We start from the raw sequence: 20,712 nt of genomic DNA on the forward strand, positions 1-20,712 counted from the left end.
GGGTTCAGCCGAACGAGCAGCAGAGTTCGATGGTGCAACCGACGCCGCGAAACCATTCTTTGACGAGGCGGCCGAGGGTGGGGTAGGTGCCGTCGGCGTAGCGGATTCGAAGGCCGAACAGCGACTTGCCGAGCGTTGTTCGGGTGAGGCGCTGGACGAAGGTCCGGTGGATGAACGAGGCGGCCAGCCAGGCCAGGGCGCCGTACGCGAAGGCCACGGGGGTCGGGAACACGAACCAGACAGCGGCGCCGATCGCGAGGTGCAGTGCCATGTCGATGGGGAACGCGAGCCACATCCAGGTGGAGCTGCCGTGTGTGTTCGTCGCGAGCAGCGGGAACTCGGGTTTCGACTCCGGCTTGTCGGGGACCGCGGGAACGAAGATCAGTCGGCCGTCAACATCTCGCTCGTATCCGGCGGCGAGAACCTTCGCCTCGTTCCGCACGGTCACCGGGTCGCTCATGGACGAAAAGGTAGGTGGCGACGCTTATGACCGGCCGTGGATTACGCCAATGCCGGGATCACCTCGCGTTCGAAGAGTTCGATGCCGGAGGTGTCGTAGGCGGCTTCCGGGAAGTTGACGATGGTGTAGGCGAGGCCGAGGTTCTTCACCTTCGTGAGGCGTTCGACGATTTGTTCCGGGGTGCCGACCGCCGCGCTGGTCGCGAACTGTTCGTGCACACGGGCTTTCGCCTCATCGGCGCCGAGGAAGGGAGTGAAGCGGTCGACGATGGTCGAGAGTCGTTCCTGCACTTCGGTTTCGGTGGTACCCACAATGGCGTTGAAGTTCGAGCTGCGGGTGATGGCGGAGAAATCGGTGCCGACCTCTTCGCAGTGCTGGCGCAGGATGTCGGACTTGCGGGCGAACTCGTCGGGGTCGCCGCTGAAGTTGGTGTAGTCAGCGTATTTGGCGGCGATGCGCAGGGTCTTCTTCTCGCCGCCACCGGCGATCCAGATCGGAATCCCGTTCTCCTGCAACGGTCGTGGGTGCACGATGGCGTCGTCGACCTGGTAGTACTTGCCGTCCAGGGTCGCTCGGCCGGTCTTCCACGCCTCGCGGAAGATCTGGACACCTTCGTCGAGGCGGCCGAGGCGCTCACCGGCGGACGGGAAGCCGTAACCGTAAGCGCGCCACTCGTGTTCGTACCAGCCGCCGCCGATGCCCATCTCCACCCGGCCACCCGAGATGAGATCGACGGTGGCGGCCACCTTGGCGAGGTAGGCGGGGTTGCGGTAGCTCATGGCAGTACACATCTGGCCCAGCCGCACCCGGGAGGTGGTGGCCGCGAACGCCGCCATCAACGTCCACGCCTCGTGGGTGGCTTCGTCGGTGGGAACGGGCGTGGTGTGGAAGTGGTCGTAGACCCAGATCGACTCCCAGTCGGAGCCCGCGTCGAACCGCTGGGCCAGTTCGCGCATCACCGACCACTGGTCGGCCGGTTCGATACCGACCAGATCTAGCCGCCAGCCCTGGGGAACGAAGATGCCGAAGCGCACAGGTTTTCTCCTGGAGTGAATGGAACTCGAGCGGCGCGCCACACGCCGCGGCTGTCGAGATCCACTGTTCCACTTCTGCGCGCTCAGGCAACTATTGTGCGCGCACCGCGCTGAACCCTGGACCGGCCGTTATGCGCCGAAAATCAGTTGGCACGCGGGGAAAACCCGGGCATGCTTGCAGACGTATGAACAATATTTCGCTACCCCGCCTCGGCGTCGACTTCGGCCGAGTGATTCAGGGGGCCGCGCTCACACCGGGCGCCGCGGACACCGTATTCCTGTCGGGCGGCTTCGACGAAGCAATGAGCACTCCACCCGGTCCCGACGCGTTCGCGGTGCTCAACCGGCTGGTGAGCCGCTTCGACGGCAACGCCTGGGTGATCTCGAAATGCGGTCCGCGCATCGAACAGCGCACCAGGCAATGGCTCGACCATCACGACTTCGCCGCCCGCACCGGCATTGCCCGAGAACACTTGCGCTTCTGCAGAACTCGCGCGGGCAAGGCGCCGCACTGCGCCGAACTCGGCATCACGCACATGATCGACGACCGGCTCGAAGTGCACGCGACCCTGCGCGATCTGGTGCCCCGGCTGTACCTGTTCGGCGCGCAGACCGGGCCGATCCCGTCGTGGCTGACCCACACGCCCGACTGGCCCGCGGTCGAGCGTGCGGTCGGCGCGGATCTCGCAGGTCAGACGCTCGGATCGCCGTAGGACGCGGCGATGTCCTTGCTGCTCGGCCACCCGCTGTAGGTCGGTGATTGCGGCCAGCCCGCTGGGCTGTCCTGCCATTCCTCCTGGCGGCCGTAGGGGAGCGCGTCGATGAGGCCGAAGGTGTAGGCGAGTTGTTCGGTGCCGCGGCCGTCGGTGTGCCAGCTGCGGTAGACGGTGTCGCCGTCGCGCAGGAAAGTGTTCACGGCGAAACCCGCGCCGGGGCCCGCGCCCATGTCGGCGCCGAACGGGCTGTCGGCGGTCGAATACCAGGTCATCGCGTTGCCGACGCGCTTCTTGTAGGCGAGTGCCTCGTCCATCGGCCCCTGCGTCACGATGACGAATCGCGCGTCGTAGCCGTCGAGGAAGTCCAGTCGTGCGTACTGCGCGGTGAGGCCGGTGCAGCCGGGGCACTGCCAGGTGTTCCCCGGTGTCCACATGTGGTGGTAGGTGATCAGTTGCGAGTGTCCGTCGAAGACCTCGGCGAGTGAAACGCCGCTGCCGTCTTCGGCTGTGAGCGTGTAGTCGGGCAGGCGGACGGCGGGCATGCGCCGGCGCTGGGCGGCGACGGCGTCGAGTTCGCGGGTCGCGGCCTTCTCCCGGATCCGGAGCTGATCGAGTTCGGCCTGCCAGACGGCCTGATCGACGATGGTGGGCAATGCGGTCATGGTGAGCCACCCTTCAATGTGTACGGCGTGCACATTTGATATGTTCACACCGTACACTCCGGCGAAAGGGGCTTCAAGAGTTGGCCTATCACCACGGTGACCTCGCGGCGGCCTTGGTCGAGGCCGGGCTGGAACTCACCAGGGCCGGCGGCCCCGGCGCCTTGACCATCCGTGCGGTCACCCGCCAGGTCGGCGTCACGCCGAACGCCGCCTACCGGCACTTTCCCGACCGGCTCGCCCTGCTGCGCGCGGTCTCGGCCGCGATCGAGTCCAGGATGGCCGAGGGGATGGAGCGCGGCCCCGCGACCGGTCGTGCGAGCCTGCGCGCGGTCGGTCTCGGCTATATCGGGTTCGCGCTGCTCGAGCCCGGCTGGTTCGCGGTCGCGTTCTTCGGTGCCGGTGACACCTCGCCCGAGTCGGTCGTCGACTCGCCCGCCTACCTCGCCCTCGCCGACGCGCTCGACATGATGGTGCACATCGGCGAGCTCGCTCCGGCGGCGCGTGCGGGTGCGACCTGGAGTTGCTGGTCCACCGTGCACGGATTCGCGGAACTGGCGTTGCGCGGGCCGTTGCGGCACCTGGACCGCGCCGAACTGTGGCCGCTCGCCGAACAGGCCGTCGACACGGTCATCGCGGGGCTGCCCTCGGTGGTGTGATCGGTATCACTGTGACCAGTGGTACGCGAGCTGAAGGTGAAACGATCGGCCCTCGCATGTAGTCTCATCAGTGGAAGGGTGTGCCCGAGTGGGTACTCCAAGCGATCCGCGGAGCGATCACCCGCGGCGACTGCGAGGAGGTGGGGTTGCAATGCGCAACGAACCTCCCAGTCGAAGGCCGCGCGGCGTCACCCCTTCGTCCTCGTACTGCCGATCCTGACCTGCTCGGTCCGGTCTGTGCGTGCCGGCCTCGGTGGTGGACGCCCCGCGGTGTGAACCACCGTCACTCGTTCCACTTCTCGCGCATCCTGTAGCTGTCCGTGCCGCAGGCGTGCGCGCTGTCACGCCAGAGGACTCGATCATGTCGAACGTCGATCTCGTCACCACCCGTCATGTGCCCACCGAAACCGTTGTGCCCGAAGTGGTTTCACCACGCCGCGCGGCGGTGGAAGACCACGCTGTCACCGAGGCGCTCGCGATCCTGTCCGAATCGGTGCGCGACATCGTCGAGACCCACCGGGTCTGTGGCGGCCTGGACTGGCTCGACAACCGTCCGCCGCACGTCATCGCCGACGCGCTGGCCCGCATGGACGCCGTGCAGGCCGGTGTCGTGTTCCGGCTGCTCGACAAGGAGCGCGCGCTCAGCGTGTTCGAGGAGCTGGAGCCGGTCGACCAGCAGCAGATCCTGCAGGGCCTGCGCGAGAAGAGCTTTCGCGATCTCGTCGAGGCGATGGACCCCGACGACCGCGCCCGCATGCTGCACGAAGCGCCCGCCAAGGTCGCCAAGAAGGTCCTCGCCGGGCTGAGCCCGCGCGAGCGCCGGATGACCGCCACGCTGCTCGGCTACCCCGAGGGCTCGGTCGGGCTGTACATGACGCCGGAAGTCGTTGCGCTGCCGGACAATCTGACCGTCGCGCAGGCGCTGGGTTGTGTGCGCGCCAAGGGCGCCAACGCCGAAACGGTCTACACGCTGCCCGTGGTCGATCGCGGCCGCCGCCTCACCGGCATCGTCGAACTGCGCGAGCTGGTGCTGCACGCGCCGGACGCGATGGTGTCCGAGCTCGTCGTCACCGAGCCGCCGTTCGTGCGGGCCACCGATGCCGCGGAGAAGGCCGCCCGGCTGATGAGTTCCACCAACCTCATCAACCTGGTGGTCGTCGACAGCGAGGACCGGGTGGTCGGGCTGCTCACCATCGACGACGCGATGGAGGTGCTCGAGGCCGCCGACAGCGAGGACGTCGCCAAGCAGGCCGGTTCGGCGCCGTGGGAGGGCCACTACATGGCCGCCAAGGTGTTCCAGCTGGCGCGGTATCGGGCGCTGTGGTTGATGCTGCTGCTGTTCGCGGCGACCCTGACCGTGAGTGTCACCGACATGTTCGCCACGACGCTCGAACAGGCCGCGAGCCTGGCGCTGTTCATCCCGTTGCTGATCGGCGCGGGCGGCAACGCGGGTGCGCAGGCGGCGACGGCGTGCGTGCGCGCGCTGGCCGTCGGCGAGGTGCGGGTCTCGGATCTGTTCAAGGTGATCTGGCGCGAATGCCGGGTCGGGCTGGTGCTCGGCAGCATGCTGGCCGCGGCCGGACTGCTGATCGGCACGGTGTTCGTGGGGCCGAAGATCGCCATCGTCGTGGCCATCACGTTGGTGGTCATCTGCGGCTGGGCGGCGACCATCGGCGGCACGATGCCGTTGCTGGCCAAGAAGTTCCGGATCGACCCCGCGGTCGTGTCGGCGCCGATGGTGACCACCCTGGTCGATGCGACCGGGCTGATCATCTACTTCACGACCGCGAAGCTCGTGCTGGGGATCTAACGCTGCGGAAAGAGTGTGAGCGCCTGTGCCATGACGTCTTTCGCGACGTCGTCGGTGGCGGCGACCACCTCGACCACGGGGATGCGCCTGCCGAAAACGGTGGATTCGGCGGGCAGTTCCGGGCCGACGGCCGCGGTGTAGATCGGGATCGAGCTGTCGTACACCGAGACCGAGCGGTGCACGGTGCGGCCGTTGATGTGGTCCTCGGTGCTGTTGGCGGCGAGATACTCGGGCACGCGGTACTCGTAGCTCACGGTGATCTTCTCGCCGCGATAACCGAACAGGCACTGAGTGAGTCGCTGTTCGTCGTCGGGGACGGCGCCGGCCAGTCTGCCCCGGACCGTGCACGGATCCGCGCCGAGCAGCACCGTCGGCGCGGTGTCGGGGGAGGTGCCCTGTTTCGGCGACTGACGCCAGCGCTCGATCATGCCGGGCACGAGTTCGTCGGCGACCGCGCACGGGTTCTTGCCCGGTGTGGAAAGGCCGAGATAGAAGGCCGCGCTCGACGGGAACTGGGCGGTCACGCCGCAGGCGCGCGGTTCACCCGTATCGCGGTCGGGGACCGTGCGGACGTTCGCGTCGCCGATCTGCCGCGTGGTGCCCCGGCCGCCGGCCGACAGGCTGCTCAGCAGGGTGGCGTGCCAGGTCAGGGTCGAGCCCTCACCGGCTTTGTCGCTGCCGATGATGGCCCGGCACGAATCCAGGCCGACGGTCACGCTCTTGACCTCGCCGAGCCGTGCCAGCGTGTCGCGCGGAAGCAGCGCGCAGACATCGACCTGGCGGGTCGCCTGGGCGACCTCGGCTCGCTGGGCGAAATCCTGGGGGACCTTCGACCAGAACTCGGGAGGCTGGGCGGGCATCACCGGTGCGGGCGGCGGCGGCAGCTCCCCGTAATCGGGTGGGTTGCCCGCGTCGTCACTTCCGCATCCGGCGCACACGAGCAACGCGGCAGCGGCCAGCGCCATCCTGCGATCCATCGGCACCCCTGTCCTCGACAGATACGGGCCCGGACCCGCGCCCGACCACCGAGTCTGCCCGTGACGGCAACTCTCGTGCAAACATCGCGCCAGGTCGTTCTCAGAACGTTGTCGTCATCGCACCGGCGCTCAGGTGTCAGCGAACCAACGGCAAGGTTTCGCGCATGACCTTCTCCGCGATCGTCGAGTGGGCGGTGACCGAGACCGTCGGCACGCGCCGACCGAGCAGGGCGTCGGTCGGTCCCGGTGCGAGTCCGGGACCGACGACGGCCGACAGCGACGCCATGTCGGCCTGGGCCGTATCGAATCGGTACACCTGGCGCGAGCCCACGGTGAAGGCCGGGGTGTCGTCGATGATCGAGCGTTCCTCGTTGTAGTCGAAGGTGACGATCGCGTCGTGCCCGTCGACGCTCATCTTGCACGTGGTGACGCGCTGATCGGCCACCGGCACCCGAACGCCGAGCAGCGGCGCGACCGCGCACGGATCGGCTCCGGTGATCACCGCCCGATCCGAATCCGGCGAGGAACCCTGGGGTGGCTCCTCGCGCCATTCGGTCAACGCGATCCGCACCAGCGTCTTCGCCGTCGCGCACGCGTCCTGCGGCGCCCGCACGCTGAAGGACAGGTCGGCGCCCGCCACGAACCGCGCCCACGCCTGACAGGCCCCGCGCACCTGCGGATCATCCGACGCGGCGGGCTCGTCGTTGAACAGCACCCGCACGTCGCCCATCGACTCCTCGTCCACCGGACCGTCCATGCTCGGTTCGCCCTCGAACATCACCCCGGTACTCCAGGTCGCGTCGATGCCGGTGAGATGACCCGGCACGGCGATACTGAGCCGGCACTGATTCGGATGCACGTTCTCGATGTCGCGCACGGTGCCGAGGGTGCCCAGTGCCACGCGGGGGAGCAGCGCGCACACATCGATCGCCCTGACCTTGCGCAGAACCGCGACCTTCTCCTGATCGGAAACCGCTGCGGTGGACCAGAATCCACCCTCGGGCATGGAGTCCGGTGCGGGTTCGCTTCCGCAGGCGACCATCGTCAGCACTGCGGTGGCGATCAGGATGAGCTGTCGCACAGGGGTTCTCCTTGTCCGGTCAGGTGGCGGGGAAGAGTTCGGTGGTCGAACGGAGGACGGATTCGAGGGCGGCACGGTCCGTGCCGAAGACCCGGATGGTGGGGACGGCGGGGCCCATCAGCTCGGATCCGGGACCGGGCAGGCTGGGGCCGACTATCGCTGTGTACGAGGCGTATTCGCTCGTGTCGTCGCTGGGGCCGTACCCTGTGTGGCCGTTGACGGTGAAGAGGGACTTGCCGGTGTCCGCGTAGCCGCGCGCCTCGTAGCCGTAGTCCACATCGATGGCCGCACCTCGGAAAGTGAACTGGCAGGACCATATCCGTAGGTCGAGGACAGTGACCGCAGTGTCGAGCGCGGTGGCGACCTCGCACGGGTCCTTGCCGTGCAGTGCGGTCCGCGGGGTGTCCGGGGACGTGCCCTGTGCTGGTTCGGCGGCGAGTCCGCCCATCGCGCGGGCCAGTGCGGACTGGGCGGCCGGGCACGGTTCGGTGCCCAGTGGTGTTCGCACGTGGACCGGGAGCGTGGTCGTATTGGCGAAAGCCGCGGTGGCGAGACAACTTCGGTCGAGCTGTCCTTCGACCTGGGGGCCGTTGTCGAGATCGCGCAGAACGCCGACGGTGATGCCGTCGACCTCCTCGCGCCGGGACTGTCCCCAGCCGTACCCGGTCGGCGCGACACCGATCGCCCAGCTGACCGAGGTGCCCTTGCCGCTCTCGGTGGAGTCGAACGTCGCTTCGCACTTGTTCGGGCCGTCGTTCTCGACCGCGAGCAAGGTGCCGATCTTCGCCAGGTCGGTCCGGGGGATGAGCGCACACGGGTCGATCGCGCGCAGCCGGCGCAGCAGTTCGAGGCGCTGATCGTCGGAGGTCGGCGTCGTCTTCCAGTACGTGGGCATCGCGGACGCCGCCTCGATCGGGGTGACCGGCCGGTGCCCGGGCAGCTCCTCCTGGCAGGCGGTGAGCCCGATCATGACAGCGGCGGCCACCGCGCAACGACGCCACAGCATCGACAATCCCCCTCGCGCGGGACGACTCCCGCCTCCCTCCGGCTCACGTTCGAGCCCTGTCGAATGCCCAGTGTGCCGGAATCGGCGCCCCGTATCCGCACCGGGCCAGGGTGCGCCGGGCAGTGGCGGCGCTCACCGGTGCAGCGGGTGTCGGCACACATGTGGCGAATCACTGGCGATGCGATGGTGGTGAGTTCGCGATCGTGCCGCACAATGGGGGCCGCGTGTGTGGTGTGGGTGTTCGGCCGGTCGGGTCGAGTTCCGCGCGCCGCAACACAAGCTGTAGTGCTCCCCGAGGTTGTCACCCACTACGAGTAGTGTTTGTGGGTGAAGGGCTTCGCGCACGGCGGCGGGTGCGGGTCAACAGGTCTGGCGGAAAGGTGTGGAGGCGGAATGAAGCTCATCGATCGGGCGTCGGCCATCAATTGGAATCGGGTGCCCGATGAGAAGGATGCCGAGGTCTGGGATCGGCTGACCGGCAACTTCTGGTTGCCCGAGAAGGTCCCGGTGTCCAACGACATCCCGTCCTGGAACACCCTCACGCCCGACGAGAAGCAGCTCACGATGCGGGTCTTCACCGGCCTGACGCTGCTCGACACCATCCAGGGCACCGTCGGCGCGGTCTCGCTGATCCCCGACGCGATCACCCCGCACGAGCAGGCGGTGTACACCAACATCGCGTTCATGGAGTCGGTGCACGCCAAGAGCTACAGCTCGATCTTCTCCACCCTGTGCTCCACCAAGGAGATCGACGAGGCCTTCCGCTGGTCGGAGGAGAACCGCAACCTGCAGCGCAAGGCGGAGATCGTCCTGGGCTACTACAACGGCGACGACCCGCTCAAGCGCAAGGTGGCCTCCACGCTGCTGGAGAGCTTCCTGTTCTACTCCGGCTTCTACCTGCCGATGCACTGGTCCTCGCGGGCCAAGCTCACCAACACCGCCGACATGATCCGGTTGATCATTCGCGACGAGGCCGTGCACGGGTACTACATCGGCTACAAGTACCAGAAGGGCCTCGAGCTGGTCTCCCAGGCCGAGCGCGACGAGCTCAAGAACTACACGTTCGAGCTGCTCTTCGAGCTCTACGACAACGAGGTCGACTACACCCAGGACCTCTACGACGAGGTCGGCCTCACCGAGGACGTCAAGAAGTTCCTGCGCTACAACGCCAACAAGGCGCTGATGAACCTCGGCTACGAGGGCCTGTTCCCGAAGGACGAGTGCGAGGTGAACCCGGCGATCCTGTCGGCCCTGTCGCCCAACGCCGACGAGAACCACGACTTCTTCTCGGGTTCGGGTTCCAGCTACGTCATCGGTAAGGCGATCAACACCGAAGACGAGGACTGGGAGTTCTGAGCGCACCAGTACTGTGAACGACGGCGCACCTGTTCGGGTGCGCCGTCGTTGTCTATGGCGCGGTCTTCGGATGACCGCGTTTGCGCCACCGCAGCGGTGGCATGCCGAACCGGCGGTGGAAAGCGCGGTTGAACGCGGCTTCCGAGTGATAGCCGACGGCGCCGGCGATCCGGCCGACCGGTTCGGCCGTCGAGCCGAGAAGGCGGGCCGCGTGTTCGAGGCGCCGGTCGGTGACGTAGGCGCCGGGTGACTGCCCGAGCAGCCGGGTGAACCGATCGGTGAACGTGGACCGCGACATCGCGGCCTCGGCCGCGAGTTCGGCGATCGGCCACGCGCGGTCCGGATTGTTGTGGATCCTGGTGAGTACCGGACCGAGGGCGGGGTCGAGGGCGGCGGTGAGCCATCCGGGCGCGGTCGTGTCGTCGGCGGACCAGGCCCGCAGCGCGTGGATGAACAGTAGGTCCAGGATGCGCGAGATCATCACTGCGGCACCTGGTCTGGCGTCGGTGATCTCGACGACGAGCAGGTGCAGACTCGGCGTCAGCCAATCACGGTCGTCGCCTCCCGCCCGGATCAGTACCACCGGCGGCAGGACCGACAGCAGTGGATCGGCGATAGCCTCCTCGACGCCGAAGGTGCCGGTGACCCAGCGTGGCGCCGCCGGATCGGCGAGTTCGGTGACGCGGCGGACGCTGTCGGCGGCGGTGAGCCCGCGCGCGGGCACCGAGGGTGTGCCCACGGAGATCACGTGCGGGTCGCCGCGCGCGAGCAGCGCCATATCGCCGTCACGCAGGGTGTAGGACCGGTCGCCCACGCGGAGCTCGAGGTCCCCGCGTTCGGCGATGTGCAGCAGCCGGATGCCGCCGGGCATCCCGATCGAGAAGGGTGCCGGGGGTGCGCAGCGGATGAGCCGATCGCCGCGCAGCCGGACGGTGTGCAGGATGTCCGACAGGGCGTCGAGGGTGGTGTCTCGCGCGAGGGGGTCACCGGCGATCGGTTGATCGGCAAAATATACCGGGTCTTCGGTCATGGTATTTGCCTCATCATCCAAATATCGTCAATGGTGCTCGTCGCGTCAATCGGCTCCGCGGTATCGGGCCGATCCGGCGGGCGAGAAATCCGACCGAGAGAGAGGCCTCGCAATGGCTGCCAAGCCGACAATCGTTCTGGTCCATGGATTCTGGGGTGGCGCCGCGCACTGGGCGAAGGTGATCGTGGAATTGAACCGACGCGGTTATCCGGGGCAGTACGCGGTCGAGAACCCGCTCACCTCGCTGGCCGACGATGCCGAGCGCACCAGGAAAATGGTGGCGCAGATCGACGGCCCGGTGCTGTTGGTCGGTCACTCCTACGGTGGCGCGGTGATCACCGAAGCCGGCGATCTGCCCAACGTGGCGGGCCTGGTCTACGTCGCGGCCTTCGCGCCCGACGCGGGGGAGAGCCCCGGTGCGATCAGCGAGCAGTTGCCGCCCGCCGCGTTCGCGAACATCGCACCGGACTCCGACGGTTATCTGTGGATCGCGCAGGACAAGTTCCACGAAAGCTTCTGCCAGGACCTGACTTCCGAGGAAGCGCTGGTGATGGCCGTGACGCAGAAGGCGCCACTCGGCTCGACGTTCGGTGACTCGGTGACCGCGCCTGCCTGGAAGGTGAAGCCCACCTGGTACCAGGTGTCCACCGAAGATCGGATGATCCACCCCGACAACGAGCGGCGGATGGCCGCGCGGATGAACCCGCGCAAGACCATCGAACTCGCCGCGAGCCATGCCTCGCTGGCCTCGCAGCCTGGCGCGGTCGTGGATCTGATCGACGCGGCCGCGCTGGACATCGCGGGCTGACCCGGCTTCGTCGCCGCGCTACTCCGGCGCCGCGCTGATCGCGCGGGAGTAGCGGGCGGCGATCCGGCGTAGGTGCTCGGTCAGTTCGGGGCCGCGTTCGATGTCGAAATCGGTGTCGAGGGCGCCGAGGAGGAAGGTCAGGCCGCGCGGGTTGTCGGCGCCGATCTCCAGGCGGCAGGTGTCGGCGTCGATCGGTTCGATGGTGCCGTAGGTGGCGGCCGAGCGCGCTTGTTCGGAGTCGGCGGGGACGTGTAGCCGCACGGTGGCGCGGTAGGGCCAGAGTTGGGCGACACCTTTCGCCACGTGTTGCGCCGCGTTGCCACCGGGGATCTCGCGCGGCGAAAACCGCGGGCCCACCGGGATGGTGGGCTGCATTCTGTCCACGCGGAAGGTGCGCCAGTCGTCGCGGTCGATATCCCAGGCGACGAGGTACCAGCGTGGGCCCCAGGTGACGAGTTCGTGCGGTTCGGTCTCGCGACGTGATTCGCGGTCGCCGCTGCGATAGTCGAATCGCAGGCGTTGACGGTCGCGGCACGCGGCCGCGATGGCGGACAACACCGCCGGATCGACATCGACGCGAGCCCGGCCGGGGGTCTGGACGTTCGAGACCTGCATGGCGTGCACCCGGTGCCGCAATCGCGCGGGCAGCACCTGCTCGAGTTTGACCAGCGCGCTGAGCGCGGTCTCGCCGATGCCGCTCACTCCGCTGATCGACGCCGTGCGCAGCGCGATCGCCATCGCGACGGCTTCCTCGTCGTCGAGCTGCAACGGCGGTAGCTGCGCGCCCGCCTCGAGGTGGTACCCACCGTCGATGCCCTTCACCGCGCGGACCGGGTAGTCCAGCGCGCGCAGCTTGTCGACATCGCGGCGCACCGTTCTGGTGCTCACGTCCAGGCGCGCGGCGAGCTCGTCGCCGGACCATTCGCGCCGGGTTTGCAGGAGCGAGAGCAGCCGAAGCAGCCGCGCCGAAGTTTCTTTCACGAATTCGACTCTGCCAGTTCTATAGGACAGAAGGTGTCCGCTTGTGGTCATAACGTTGTCCTCATGAGCAACGAGATCATCCCGTTTCACCTCGACATCCCGCAGTCCGAGCTGGACTGTCTGCAGGCCAGGCTGACCGACGCGCGCTGGCCCGCCGAGCAGCCCGGCGCCGAGTGGAGTCGCGGTGTGCCGGTCGCGTACCTGCGCGAGCTGGCCGAATACTGGCGCACCTCCTACGACTGGCGCGCGGCCGAGGCGGAACTGAACAAGTTCGCGCAGTTCACCACCGAGATCGACGGCCAGCGCATCCATTTCCTGCACGTACGTTCGGCGAATCCCGACGCCACGCCGCTGATCCTCACGCACGGTTGGCCGGGTTCGGTCGTCGAGTTCCTCGATGTGATCGGTCCGCTCACCGACCCCGCGGCCCACGGCGGCGATCCGGCCGACGCCTTCCACCTGGTGATCCCGTCGCTGCCCGGCTTCGGCTTCTCCGGTCCGGTCGCCGAGGAGGGCTGGGATCCGGCGCGCATCGGCAAGGCGTGGGTCGAGTTGATGAGCAGGCTCGGTTACGACAGCTACGGCGCACAGGGCGGTGACTGGGGCGCGTTCGTCACGCCGGAGGTGGGGCGCGCGGGCGGTGACAAGGTGATCGGCGTGCACGTCAATGCCGCGACCTTCGGTTACATCCCGTTCGGCCCGGTCTCCGACGACGAGAAGGCGACGATGACGCCCGCCGAGCTCGCCCGGCTGGAGCGCCTCGCCCGGTTCAAGGGCGAGGGCAACGGCTACTTCACGATCCAGGCATCACGCCCGCAGACCCTGGCCTACGGCCTGCACGATTCGCCGATCGGCCAGCTCGCGTGGATCGTGGAGAAGTTCAAGGAGTGGACGTTCCCGGCCGCGGGACTGCCCGAGGACGCGGTGAACCGGGATCGGCTGCTGACCAACGTGATGCTGTACTGGCTCACCGGCACCGCGGGGTCATCCGCCGCGCTGTACTACGAGGCCACCCACGTCCGCTCCAGGGAGACCACGCCGCTGACCACGCCCGTCGGCGTCGCGGTCTTCGCCGAGGACATCGCGATCCGGCGCTACGCCGCCGCCGACATCGTGCACTGGTCGGAGTTCGATCGCGGCGGCCACTTCGCGGCGATGGAAGTGCCGGACCTGCTGGTCGGCGACATCCGCGCGTTCTTTCGCGGACTGCGCTGAGTCAGCGGTCCCAGGGCGGTCGCAGTGACGGGTCGTCGAAGGCATCGGCTGCCTGCTGGTAGAGCTCGCCGATCCGGTGTTTCACCTGCTTGCGGTCGGCATCGGAGATGTCGGCCGAGTCGAGGCGTGACGCCGCGTTTGCTACCGCGCGGAACACCAGGGTCGGCTTGCCGTCGATGATGTCGGCGACCGGGAATTTGTAGTCGGCCTCGGTCGCGGGGTTGCCGCCCGATTCGCGATACAGGTAGATGCTCGCCATCTTCAGCGCGTCTCCGTCGGCCCATTTCAGCGCGTCGTGTTCGGCCTCGGAACCGTTCCACCGGTGGTCGCGGGGCGCCCACGGCAGGTCGAGATCGGCGGCGTTGTCGGATGCGGGTGGGACTCGATCATCGGAATGCTGAGCCATGGTTCCTCCTCGAGCGCTGGGTGGCCGAGCGGCGTCGCGACGTCATGGAGCACTGCTGGCCATGATAGCAATCGGCCGTCTACCAGTGGTTTTCTCGATCGAACCGGCGGCGTCGACCCCTCGTCGGCGCCGCCTGGTCCGTTCAACCGAGCGCGGCCAGACCGCGGCGATCGATCTTGCCCGTGGGCGTGCGGGGCAGTTCGTCGACGAACAGCACGTCGCGGGGAGCCTTGAAACGGGCGAGATGGGTTTTCACGTAGTCGCGCACGGTCTCGGCGTTCATCTCGCCCGCGGGCACCACGAACGCGGCGAGCCGCTGACCGAATTCCTCGTCGGGGACACCGATCACGGCCGCTTCGGTGATCGACGGGTGCCGGTAGAGCAGGTCCTCGATCTCGCCGGGGAAAACGTTCTCACCGCCGGAGACGATCATGTCGTCATCGCGTCCGTCGATGAAAAGCCTTCCGCCGGAATCGAAATGACCGAGATCGCCCGTGCTCATCAAACCGCCACGGAGTTGCTTGGACCCGCCACCGGAGTAGCCCTCGAAGGCGATGGTGTTGCCCACGTAGACGGTGCCGACCGCGCCGGGCTCGGTGATCCGGGTGCCGTCGGCGTCGTAGAGCGCGACGGTGATCCCGACCGGGGGTTTGCCCACGGTGCCCGGTGCGGCGATCCAGTCTCGCGGGGTCGCGATGGTGGCCGTACCGGTTTCGGTGCAGCCGTAGAAGTTGTAGATCACCGGGCCGAAGGTATCGATCGCCCTGGTGCCCAACGCCGACGGCAACGCCGCTCCGGCGGTGAACACGATTCGCAGGGAGCTGGTATCGGTGGTGGACAACGACTTTGGGCCCAGATCGAGGACGCGGCGCAGCATGGTCGGTACCAGCACGACCATGTCGGCGCGATGCTCGGCGATCTGGGCGAGCGCGCGGGTGGCGTCGAACCTGCCGTGCAGCACGATCGTCGACCCCAGATTCAGCGAGAGGATGAACTGGGACAGCGCGGTGCCGTGGAACAGCGGCGCGCACAGCAGCACCGTCTGCCCGCGTCGAAGCGGGACCCGGTCGACGAATTGTGCGGCGGCCAAGGGTGATTCGACTCGTCGTGGTGCGCCCTTGGGCGTCCCTGTGGTGCCGCCGGTGAGCAGGACGAAACCGCCCTGCTGTGCGGGGGTGCCGATCGGTGGGGCGTCGGAGCGAATCACGCTGTCCAGCAGGACTATCCGTTCGGGTAGATCATGAGCCATCGTGGACAGGGCGGGGTCGAGCACGAGAGCGCTGACCCTCTCCCGGTCCAACACGTCACGCAACTGCGCCGCGCCGAAGCCGGTATTGAGCAGCACCAGTCGAGCGCCGAGTTTCGCGGTGGCGGCCATGGATTCGACGAGCCGCACTCCGTCGGGACAGAGCACGCCGACCGTGTCACCCGCGTCGAGGCCGCCGGCGTGCCAGGTGGCCGCGAGTGCGTCGGTGCGTCGATCGAGTTCCCGGTAACTGATCCGCTCGCCGTCGCAGATCAGCGCGATGCGGTCGGGTGCGCGGCGCGCCGAGGAACGGATCCCACCGGCGATCGGGCCGAACGCGCGCATGGTGCGGGCGGTGCGCAGGATCTGCGCGGGGCGACGCGGATCGATGATCCCGGCCCGTGCCAGGGCGCGGATCTGGCGTAGCGAGGTCGTGGCGGCGCTCAACATACTCGCGGCCCCGGGTCGGCGCCCGCGGTGACCGCGAGCAACCAGGCGACCGTGCCCAGTTCGGGGACGATCTCGGCGCTGATGTGCTCGGAGAACGGCACCCGGATCATCCGCATGTTCACGCCGCGGGCGCAGTAGTCGGCGGCGATCTTGTCGATCGCCAGTTCGGCGGGCAGCAGTTGGTCGGTGGTCGAATGCCACATCAGCAGCGGCATATCGGGGGTGTTCTCGGGTCTGCCGAAACTCGCGGCCGACAGCGCGGGTCGCGCGGCGGCCAGTGCGGCCGCTGGATCGGTCAGATACTCCGCCATCGGGCGGAGCAGGGTGGTCGCCACGGAGGTATAGAGACAACGTTCCCGCAGGTCGTCGGCAACCCGGCGGCCTTCCGGAGTCAGATACTGCCGCAGTTGGTCGTCGAAGTCGGGGTATTCGCGGGCCAGTCCGAGCACGGCGAGCCAGCCGGTGAAGTTGGCTTGCGGCTGCTGTCCCGAGATCGCGAACGGGGCGATCGCGACCTTGTCGCCGGGGATTCCGCCCTGCGCGCTGCCCTTGATGTCGAGCTCGGGAGCGTAGTGGCGGCGTTGCTCGGCGGCCGAGGCGGACGCGTTGCCGCCCCCGGAATAGCCCCACAGCCCCACCGGTGCGGCGTCGAGCCCGAGTCCGCCGCGCTGGGCCGCGCGAATGCCGTCGAGCACCATCCGGCCCTCGCTGGGCGACATGATCGTGTTCTCTGTGCCGTCGAAATCGGTGACCACCACGGCCGCGCCCGCCGCAAGGAACTGGCTCATGATGGCCACCTCCTTCTGGATGCCCGCGCGCAGGGTGTAGGACGGATTGCACTGGCGGCCGAGGCTATCGATCGCCTCCTGATACGAAATCAGCGGGCGCGCACCGGGACCCGGCCACGGGATGCCCGGCATCAGCACGGTGGTGGCGGTGGCGATCGGGTTGTCGTGTACGTCGGAGCTGCGGAGCAGGAGCTGGGTGGTGTGGACGGGAGCCGGGAGGCCGAGTACGTGGGTCTGCACCACCCGGCTGCGGATCACGTCGCCGTTGGCGTAGCCGGCGAGGTCGGCCGGATCGGCGTACCAGGGGTCGTGCTGCGGTGTGGGGATCGGCACGACCGCCGGATACACCTGCGCCTCGTTCGGCAGTGGCGGCAGTTCGAAATCCTGGGCGCCCGCCGGACCCCCTGCCGCCAGCGCCGTCATCGCGAGCAGGGGCAGGGCTCGGGCGCCGAGCCGTCGGAACCGGGGCGACCGGCGGGTGGCCGTGCTGCGCTGCATGGCATCTCCTTCGATAGGTGATGCTGATTACAGCATGACGTCTTGTTGAGAACAAGAGTTCTTGTTTATATTCGGCAATCTGTAGGCTGAGCTGCGTGACGTCGACCGACAAGAGCCAAGTCCGCTCCCGGCGCATCCAGGGCCTGGACGCCGAACAGCGCCGCGCGCGCAGGCGCGAACAGATCCTGGCCGCCGCCTTCGACCTGATCGCCGCCGAGGGCTACGTCAACACCGCGATCGAGCAGATCTGCCAGACCGCCTTCGTCGGCAACAAGGCCTTCTACGAGCTCTTCGACAGCAAAGAACACTGCTATCTGGCGCTGCTGCAGCAGCAGAGCGAACGTGCGCAGGACAGGGTCGCCACCGCGCTGTCGGAATCCCCGGGCACCCGCGACGAGGTGGTCGCCGCCGTGATCGGCGCCTTCGCCCACTCGATGGTCGACGACCCCCGGGTAGCGAAGGTGACTTTCGGTGAGGCCAGCGGCATTTCGGCGAAGGTCGAACAGCAGCGGCGCGTCAACCGCCGCTGGGCCGCCCAGTTCCTCGAAACCCTGTGGCGCGAATACGGATTCGTGCCCCCCGCGGGAATCGGCGTCGACCTGCACGCCCTCGCTGTCTCCGCGATCGGCGGCCTGTTCGAAACCGTCGCCGACTGGCTCCACACCGACGCGGGCGCGACAGGCGACATCGACGTCCTGATCAGAGATCTCACGGCCTTCATCGAGATCGTGCACCTGGGACTGGCCGCCGCCGCGGACCGTTCAGGGCGCTGAGGTCGCTGTGCGGCGCCTGTGGTCAGGGCGCGAATCCGATCAGCTGTCGACCTGTGGATTTGTCGGTGAAGGGGACCAGGATTATGCCGGGTGCGGCAATGATCTGGGAAGCCTGTCCGGATCCGAGAGGTACCGGGGATGGGTTCTCGGCGAGGTCTTCTCGCCGCCAGGTACGCAATTGCTCCCCGCTGACAGTGACCAGTTCCTCGGTGAGCAGCATCGAGTCGGACGGTTTCAGGCTGACCGATCGTGCTACGGGGTCGGCCCGTGACCGAGCTGGATCCCCACCCTCCGACAGAGTGATTCCGGTATCCCCGGAGATGGTGACGACCGTGCCGGTAGCGGGATCGAGGGCGATCACCTCGACATGGCCGGCTGTGACGGCGGCAACGCTGAGCAGTTCGGGAGAGGTGACGACCAGGTGATCGAGCGGTGCGTTCCGGTAGCGCCAGTCGACCGACAGCGCCTCCTTGCTCACGGAAACCGTCGGTGCGCGATCGGGGTCGGGATTGGGGAGATCCCGCTTCGCGATCTGCGTGCCGGTAGCGGGATCGAGTGCGAGAACGGTGGTCCACGCGGACTCCGCATTGCGGCATATCAGGACGTGGTAGACCGCGGGGGCGGTGACCGCGATCTGCGACCCCTTCTTGTCGCAACCCTCGGGTGGGGCAGGTTCGGACCATATGTGTCGCCCGGTGCGAGCGTCGTACCGGGCGAAGTTACCGAGCGAAACGCCGAAGAGTTCGTCATCGACCAAGGCAAGCGCGGTTTCGCCGGCGGTGCCGAAGCCTCGGGCGACTCGCATCTCGGATCGGCTGTCATCGGCGAATTCGGATTCGGTCCAGAGCTTTTCGCCGGTGGTGGCGTCGAATGCGATCCACCCCAGGTGGTTCCAGCTGGTGACGACAACATTCTCGGCCGGGATGGACAGCAGTTTTTCCGCGCGGTGGAAAACACCGCTTTCGGCGGCGTTCGGCCGTAGGTAGTTCCAGCGGAAAGTGCCCGTCGCTCCGTCATAGGCCGTGATGCCGGCTGTGGTGCCGACGACGAAGCCGGGACCACCGACGACTGTGCTGCTTCCTTCCTGCAGGTCCATGCGAAATCGCTCCTGTCCCAGTCGATTCGGGATCGGCGGTGCGACTACCGAAGCGGCGGTACGATGGTCGACGGACCGGTCGTCGTCACCGGCCCGCAGCGCCGCGCCGGTGGCAAGCGCGCACAGCAGCAGGCCGATCGTGGCAGGCACCGCGATCGTGCGCGTCGTCGGTGTGAAACGTGGTGCGATGGTGAGGGGATAGCAGAGGGCAAGGATGCCGAGGCACACGAGAACCCAGGCGGCGAACGCGGTGGGCAGCCGGGGAAAGGCTGTGTAGTGCTCGAATATCTGCTCCGTGACGGACGGAACGTGCAGTTGCACTGTGCGCCCGATGGCGACGGCCGAGACCAGATATATCGTCACGCCGGGGTTGCCGAAACCTGCGGCGCGCAGTCGTCGCGCCGCCAGGAGAACGACAGCGACGACGAGCAGTGCCGCGCCGCCGACCACGATGGCCGACATTCCCAGGGCATCGGGTAGCTCGGCTGGAGCATCGTCTTGTGGCGTGACCGGGTTCGCAGCGGCGAGGAACCGACTGTAGAGGCCGAGCGTGACGCCCCCGATCAGTACCGCGGTACCGAGGGCTGCGGTCGACGTTGCCAGCCGCGAACAGTCCGGTAGCCGTGGCAAAGACGTAGTGCGGCTGTTGTTCATCGACCCTCCCCAGCGATGGTGCGACAGAGTCGCGTCCTGAGGATAGCGGGCTCACGGCTACCCGACCGTTCGGCGTCAGTACCCGCGGACTCGTCAGCGGGGTGCTGGCCCGCCGGGTGGCGGGCCGCCCGGCGCGCCGTTGCCCGCGGGCGGCGAGCCCGGGAAACCATTGTCGGACTGGGTGTTCTGGGATTTGGCTGCTACGCCGATGGTGAGTGCGACGGACAGGCCGGTGGCCGGGGTGCCGGTGATGGTGGCCAGCTCGGCGTCCCAGCCGTCGCCGAAGACGCCGTCGGAGGCGAGGGTCACGCCGGACAGGTTGCGGGTGCTGTTCACGTAGCCGGAGTCGGCGTCGAAGACGGCGGTGCACGCGTCTTGGGGGAGGGCGATCTGGGAGGTGAGGCGGGCGTTGTCGCCCGCGACCGCGGTGGCGAGGGAGTCGTAGACCTCGAAGTGGATGTGGGGCCAGCGCCCGGCGTAGCAGGCGGGGAAGATCGAGGTGAACCGTACGGTGCCGTCGTCGTCGGCCACCTGGACACCGCGCAGGTAGTTCTGTTCGGTGGCGCCCTCGGTGTAGAGGGAGTACCGGCCCTCGCGGTCGCAATGCCAGACGTACACCGCCATTCCGGTGCCTGCCGCGTTCTTCACGAGGTCGCGCAGATTCAGCGTGAGTGTCATCGGAACACCCTGGGCGGTACCGGAATACGCGCCGAAGCTGGTGGTGATGTCGGAGCGCACCACACCGGATTCGATCAGGACATTGGGTCCGTTGGAACCGTCACCCGGGTAGGGGCCCGCCGTCTCCTGCGGTGCCGCGGCGGGTGTTTCCGCTGACGCGGAGGTGGCACTACCGGCCGAGCTCGTGCTCGTGCCGGAGCTGTCGGTCGCGGCCGCGCAACCCGCCGCCGCTGCCGCGACCCCGGCGACGCCGAGGAAACTCAGCGCTCGCCGCCGTGACATCACTCGAAGATCGTGCCCGAGTCCCAGATCGTGCTCACCCATAGCTGCT

General features: G+C 67.9%; 20 protein-coding genes. 7 read left to right on the forward strand and 13 right to left on the reverse strand.

What is annotated here, in order from left to right; translation table 11 throughout:
* Positions 1–4 precede the first annotated feature (4 nt).
* Positions 5–460 (reverse strand): RDD family protein, encoded by a 456-nt coding sequence (locus ACWFRF_RS17080; RefSeq protein ID WP_452450811.1) that lies wholly within the window; start codon positions 458–460, stop codon positions 5–7.
* Between the two features lie 41 nt (positions 461–501).
* Positions 502–1,494 (reverse strand): LLM class F420-dependent oxidoreductase, encoded by a 993-nt coding sequence (locus tag ACWFRF_RS17085; RefSeq protein ID WP_449964340.1) that lies wholly within the window; start codon positions 1,492–1,494, stop codon positions 502–504.
* 185 nt (positions 1,495–1,679) lie between these two features.
* Here ACWFRF_RS17085 and ACWFRF_RS17090 point away from each other — a divergent pair, with 185 nt between their 5' ends.
* Positions 1,680–2,207, forward strand: a complete 528-nt coding sequence (locus ACWFRF_RS17090) for a hypothetical protein (RefSeq protein WP_378991503.1) — start codon at positions 1,680–1,682, stop codon at positions 2,205–2,207.
* Here ACWFRF_RS17090 and ACWFRF_RS17095 read toward each other — a convergent pair.
* On the reverse strand, positions 2,186–2,872 hold the full coding sequence (locus ACWFRF_RS17095) for a DUF899 family protein (RefSeq protein WP_452450813.1): 687 nt from the start codon (positions 2,870–2,872) through the stop codon (positions 2,186–2,188). The genes ACWFRF_RS17090 and ACWFRF_RS17095 overlap by 22 nt on opposite strands.
* 80 nt (positions 2,873–2,952) lie before the next feature.
* On the opposite strand from ACWFRF_RS17095, the gene ACWFRF_RS17100 reads away from it, so the two are divergent.
* Together ACWFRF_RS17100 and mgtE are read left to right on the forward strand one after the other, a co-directional pair.
* Positions 2,953–3,528, forward strand: a complete 576-nt coding sequence (locus ACWFRF_RS17100) for a TetR/AcrR family transcriptional regulator (RefSeq protein ID WP_452450814.1) — start codon at positions 2,953–2,955, stop codon at positions 3,526–3,528.
* 361 nt (positions 3,529–3,889) lie between these two features.
* On the forward strand, positions 3,890–5,338 hold the full coding sequence (gene mgtE, locus ACWFRF_RS17105; protein WP_378991507.1) for a magnesium transporter: 1,449 nt from the start codon (positions 3,890–3,892) through the stop codon (positions 5,336–5,338).
* On the opposite strand, the gene ACWFRF_RS17110 is transcribed toward mgtE, so the two are convergent.
* The 3 genes from ACWFRF_RS17110 to ACWFRF_RS17120 all read right to left on the reverse strand — a co-directional run bounded on the left by ACWFRF_RS17110 (position 5,335) and on the right by ACWFRF_RS17120 (position 8,402).
* A complete protein-coding gene (locus ACWFRF_RS17110; protein ID WP_379313587.1) occupies positions 5,335–6,315 on the reverse strand; it encodes a peptidase in 981 nt (326 codons plus the stop codon). The genes mgtE and ACWFRF_RS17110 overlap by 4 nt on opposite strands.
* Before the next feature lie 136 nt (positions 6,316–6,451).
* The gene (locus tag ACWFRF_RS17115) at positions 6,452–7,396 is read right to left on the reverse strand and encodes a hypothetical protein (RefSeq protein WP_449964350.1); all 945 of its coding nucleotides are present in this window, start codon (positions 7,394–7,396) and stop codon (positions 6,452–6,454) included.
* Positions 7,397–7,415: 19 nt separating this feature from the next.
* Positions 7,416–8,402 (reverse strand): hypothetical protein, encoded by a 987-nt coding sequence (locus ACWFRF_RS17120; protein WP_452450817.1) that lies wholly within the window; start codon positions 8,400–8,402, stop codon positions 7,416–7,418.
* Between the two features lie 393 nt (positions 8,403–8,795).
* On the opposite strand from ACWFRF_RS17120, the gene nrdF reads away from it, so the two are divergent.
* Positions 8,796–9,758, forward strand: a complete 963-nt coding sequence (gene nrdF, locus ACWFRF_RS17125; protein WP_056812336.1) for a class 1b ribonucleoside-diphosphate reductase subunit beta — start codon at positions 8,796–8,798, stop codon at positions 9,756–9,758.
* A gap of 52 nt (positions 9,759–9,810) precedes the next feature.
* On the opposite strand, the gene ACWFRF_RS17130 is transcribed toward nrdF, so the two are convergent.
* On the reverse strand, positions 9,811–10,788 hold the full coding sequence (locus ACWFRF_RS17130) for a cupin domain-containing protein (protein ID WP_452450819.1): 978 nt from the start codon (positions 10,786–10,788) through the stop codon (positions 9,811–9,813).
* A 112-nt stretch (positions 10,789–10,900) separates the two neighbouring features.
* On the opposite strand from ACWFRF_RS17130, the gene ACWFRF_RS17135 reads away from it, so the two are divergent.
* Positions 10,901–11,596: an alpha/beta hydrolase gene (locus ACWFRF_RS17135; protein WP_452450821.1), complete on the forward strand. Its 696-nt coding sequence runs from the start codon at positions 10,901–10,903 to the stop codon at positions 11,594–11,596.
* Positions 11,597–11,614: 18 nt separating this feature from the next.
* On the opposite strand, the gene ACWFRF_RS17140 is transcribed toward ACWFRF_RS17135, so the two are convergent.
* On the reverse strand, positions 11,615–12,577 hold the full coding sequence (locus tag ACWFRF_RS17140; protein ID WP_452450823.1) for a helix-turn-helix transcriptional regulator: 963 nt from the start codon (positions 12,575–12,577) through the stop codon (positions 11,615–11,617).
* A gap of 63 nt (positions 12,578–12,640) precedes the next feature.
* On the opposite strand from ACWFRF_RS17140, the gene ACWFRF_RS17145 reads away from it, so the two are divergent.
* Positions 12,641–13,792: an epoxide hydrolase family protein gene (locus ACWFRF_RS17145; RefSeq protein ID WP_452450825.1), complete on the forward strand. Its 1,152-nt coding sequence runs from the start codon at positions 12,641–12,643 to the stop codon at positions 13,790–13,792.
* 1 nt (position 13,793) lies between these two features.
* On the opposite strand, the gene ACWFRF_RS17150 is transcribed toward ACWFRF_RS17145, so the two are convergent.
* From ACWFRF_RS17150 to ACWFRF_RS17160, 3 genes are all read right to left on the reverse strand, one after another.
* Positions 13,794–14,198: a hypothetical protein gene (locus ACWFRF_RS17150; RefSeq protein WP_379312927.1), complete on the reverse strand. Its 405-nt coding sequence runs from the start codon at positions 14,196–14,198 to the stop codon at positions 13,794–13,796.
* 142 nt (positions 14,199–14,340) lie between these two features.
* Positions 14,341–15,894, reverse strand: a complete 1,554-nt coding sequence (locus ACWFRF_RS17155; RefSeq protein ID WP_452450827.1) for an AMP-binding protein — start codon at positions 15,892–15,894, stop codon at positions 14,341–14,343.
* A complete protein-coding gene (locus ACWFRF_RS17160; protein ID WP_452450828.1) occupies positions 15,888–17,180 on the reverse strand; it encodes a lipase family protein in 1,293 nt (430 codons plus the stop codon). Before ACWFRF_RS17160 ends, ACWFRF_RS17155 begins: the two co-directional genes overlap by 7 nt.
* Positions 17,181–17,275: 95 nt before the next feature.
* Between ACWFRF_RS17160 and ACWFRF_RS17165 the strand changes: the two genes are divergently transcribed.
* Positions 17,276–17,953 (forward strand): TetR/AcrR family transcriptional regulator, encoded by a 678-nt coding sequence (locus tag ACWFRF_RS17165; protein ID WP_452450830.1) that lies wholly within the window; start codon positions 17,276–17,278, stop codon positions 17,951–17,953.
* A gap of 22 nt (positions 17,954–17,975) precedes the next feature.
* Here ACWFRF_RS17165 and ACWFRF_RS17170 read toward each other — a convergent pair whose 3' ends face one another.
* Complete coding sequence (locus ACWFRF_RS17170) at positions 17,976–19,703, reverse strand: outer membrane protein assembly factor BamB family protein (protein WP_452450832.1); 1,728 nt, start codon at positions 19,701–19,703, stop codon at positions 17,976–17,978.
* A 93-nt stretch (positions 19,704–19,796) separates the two neighbouring features.
* A complete protein-coding gene (locus ACWFRF_RS17175; protein ID WP_452450833.1) occupies positions 19,797–20,705 on the reverse strand; it encodes a dioxygenase family protein in 909 nt (302 codons plus the stop codon).
* Positions 20,706–20,712: the final 7 nt, after the last annotated feature.

The sequence above is a fragment of the Nocardia sp. NPDC055165 genome (assembly GCF_053606985.1).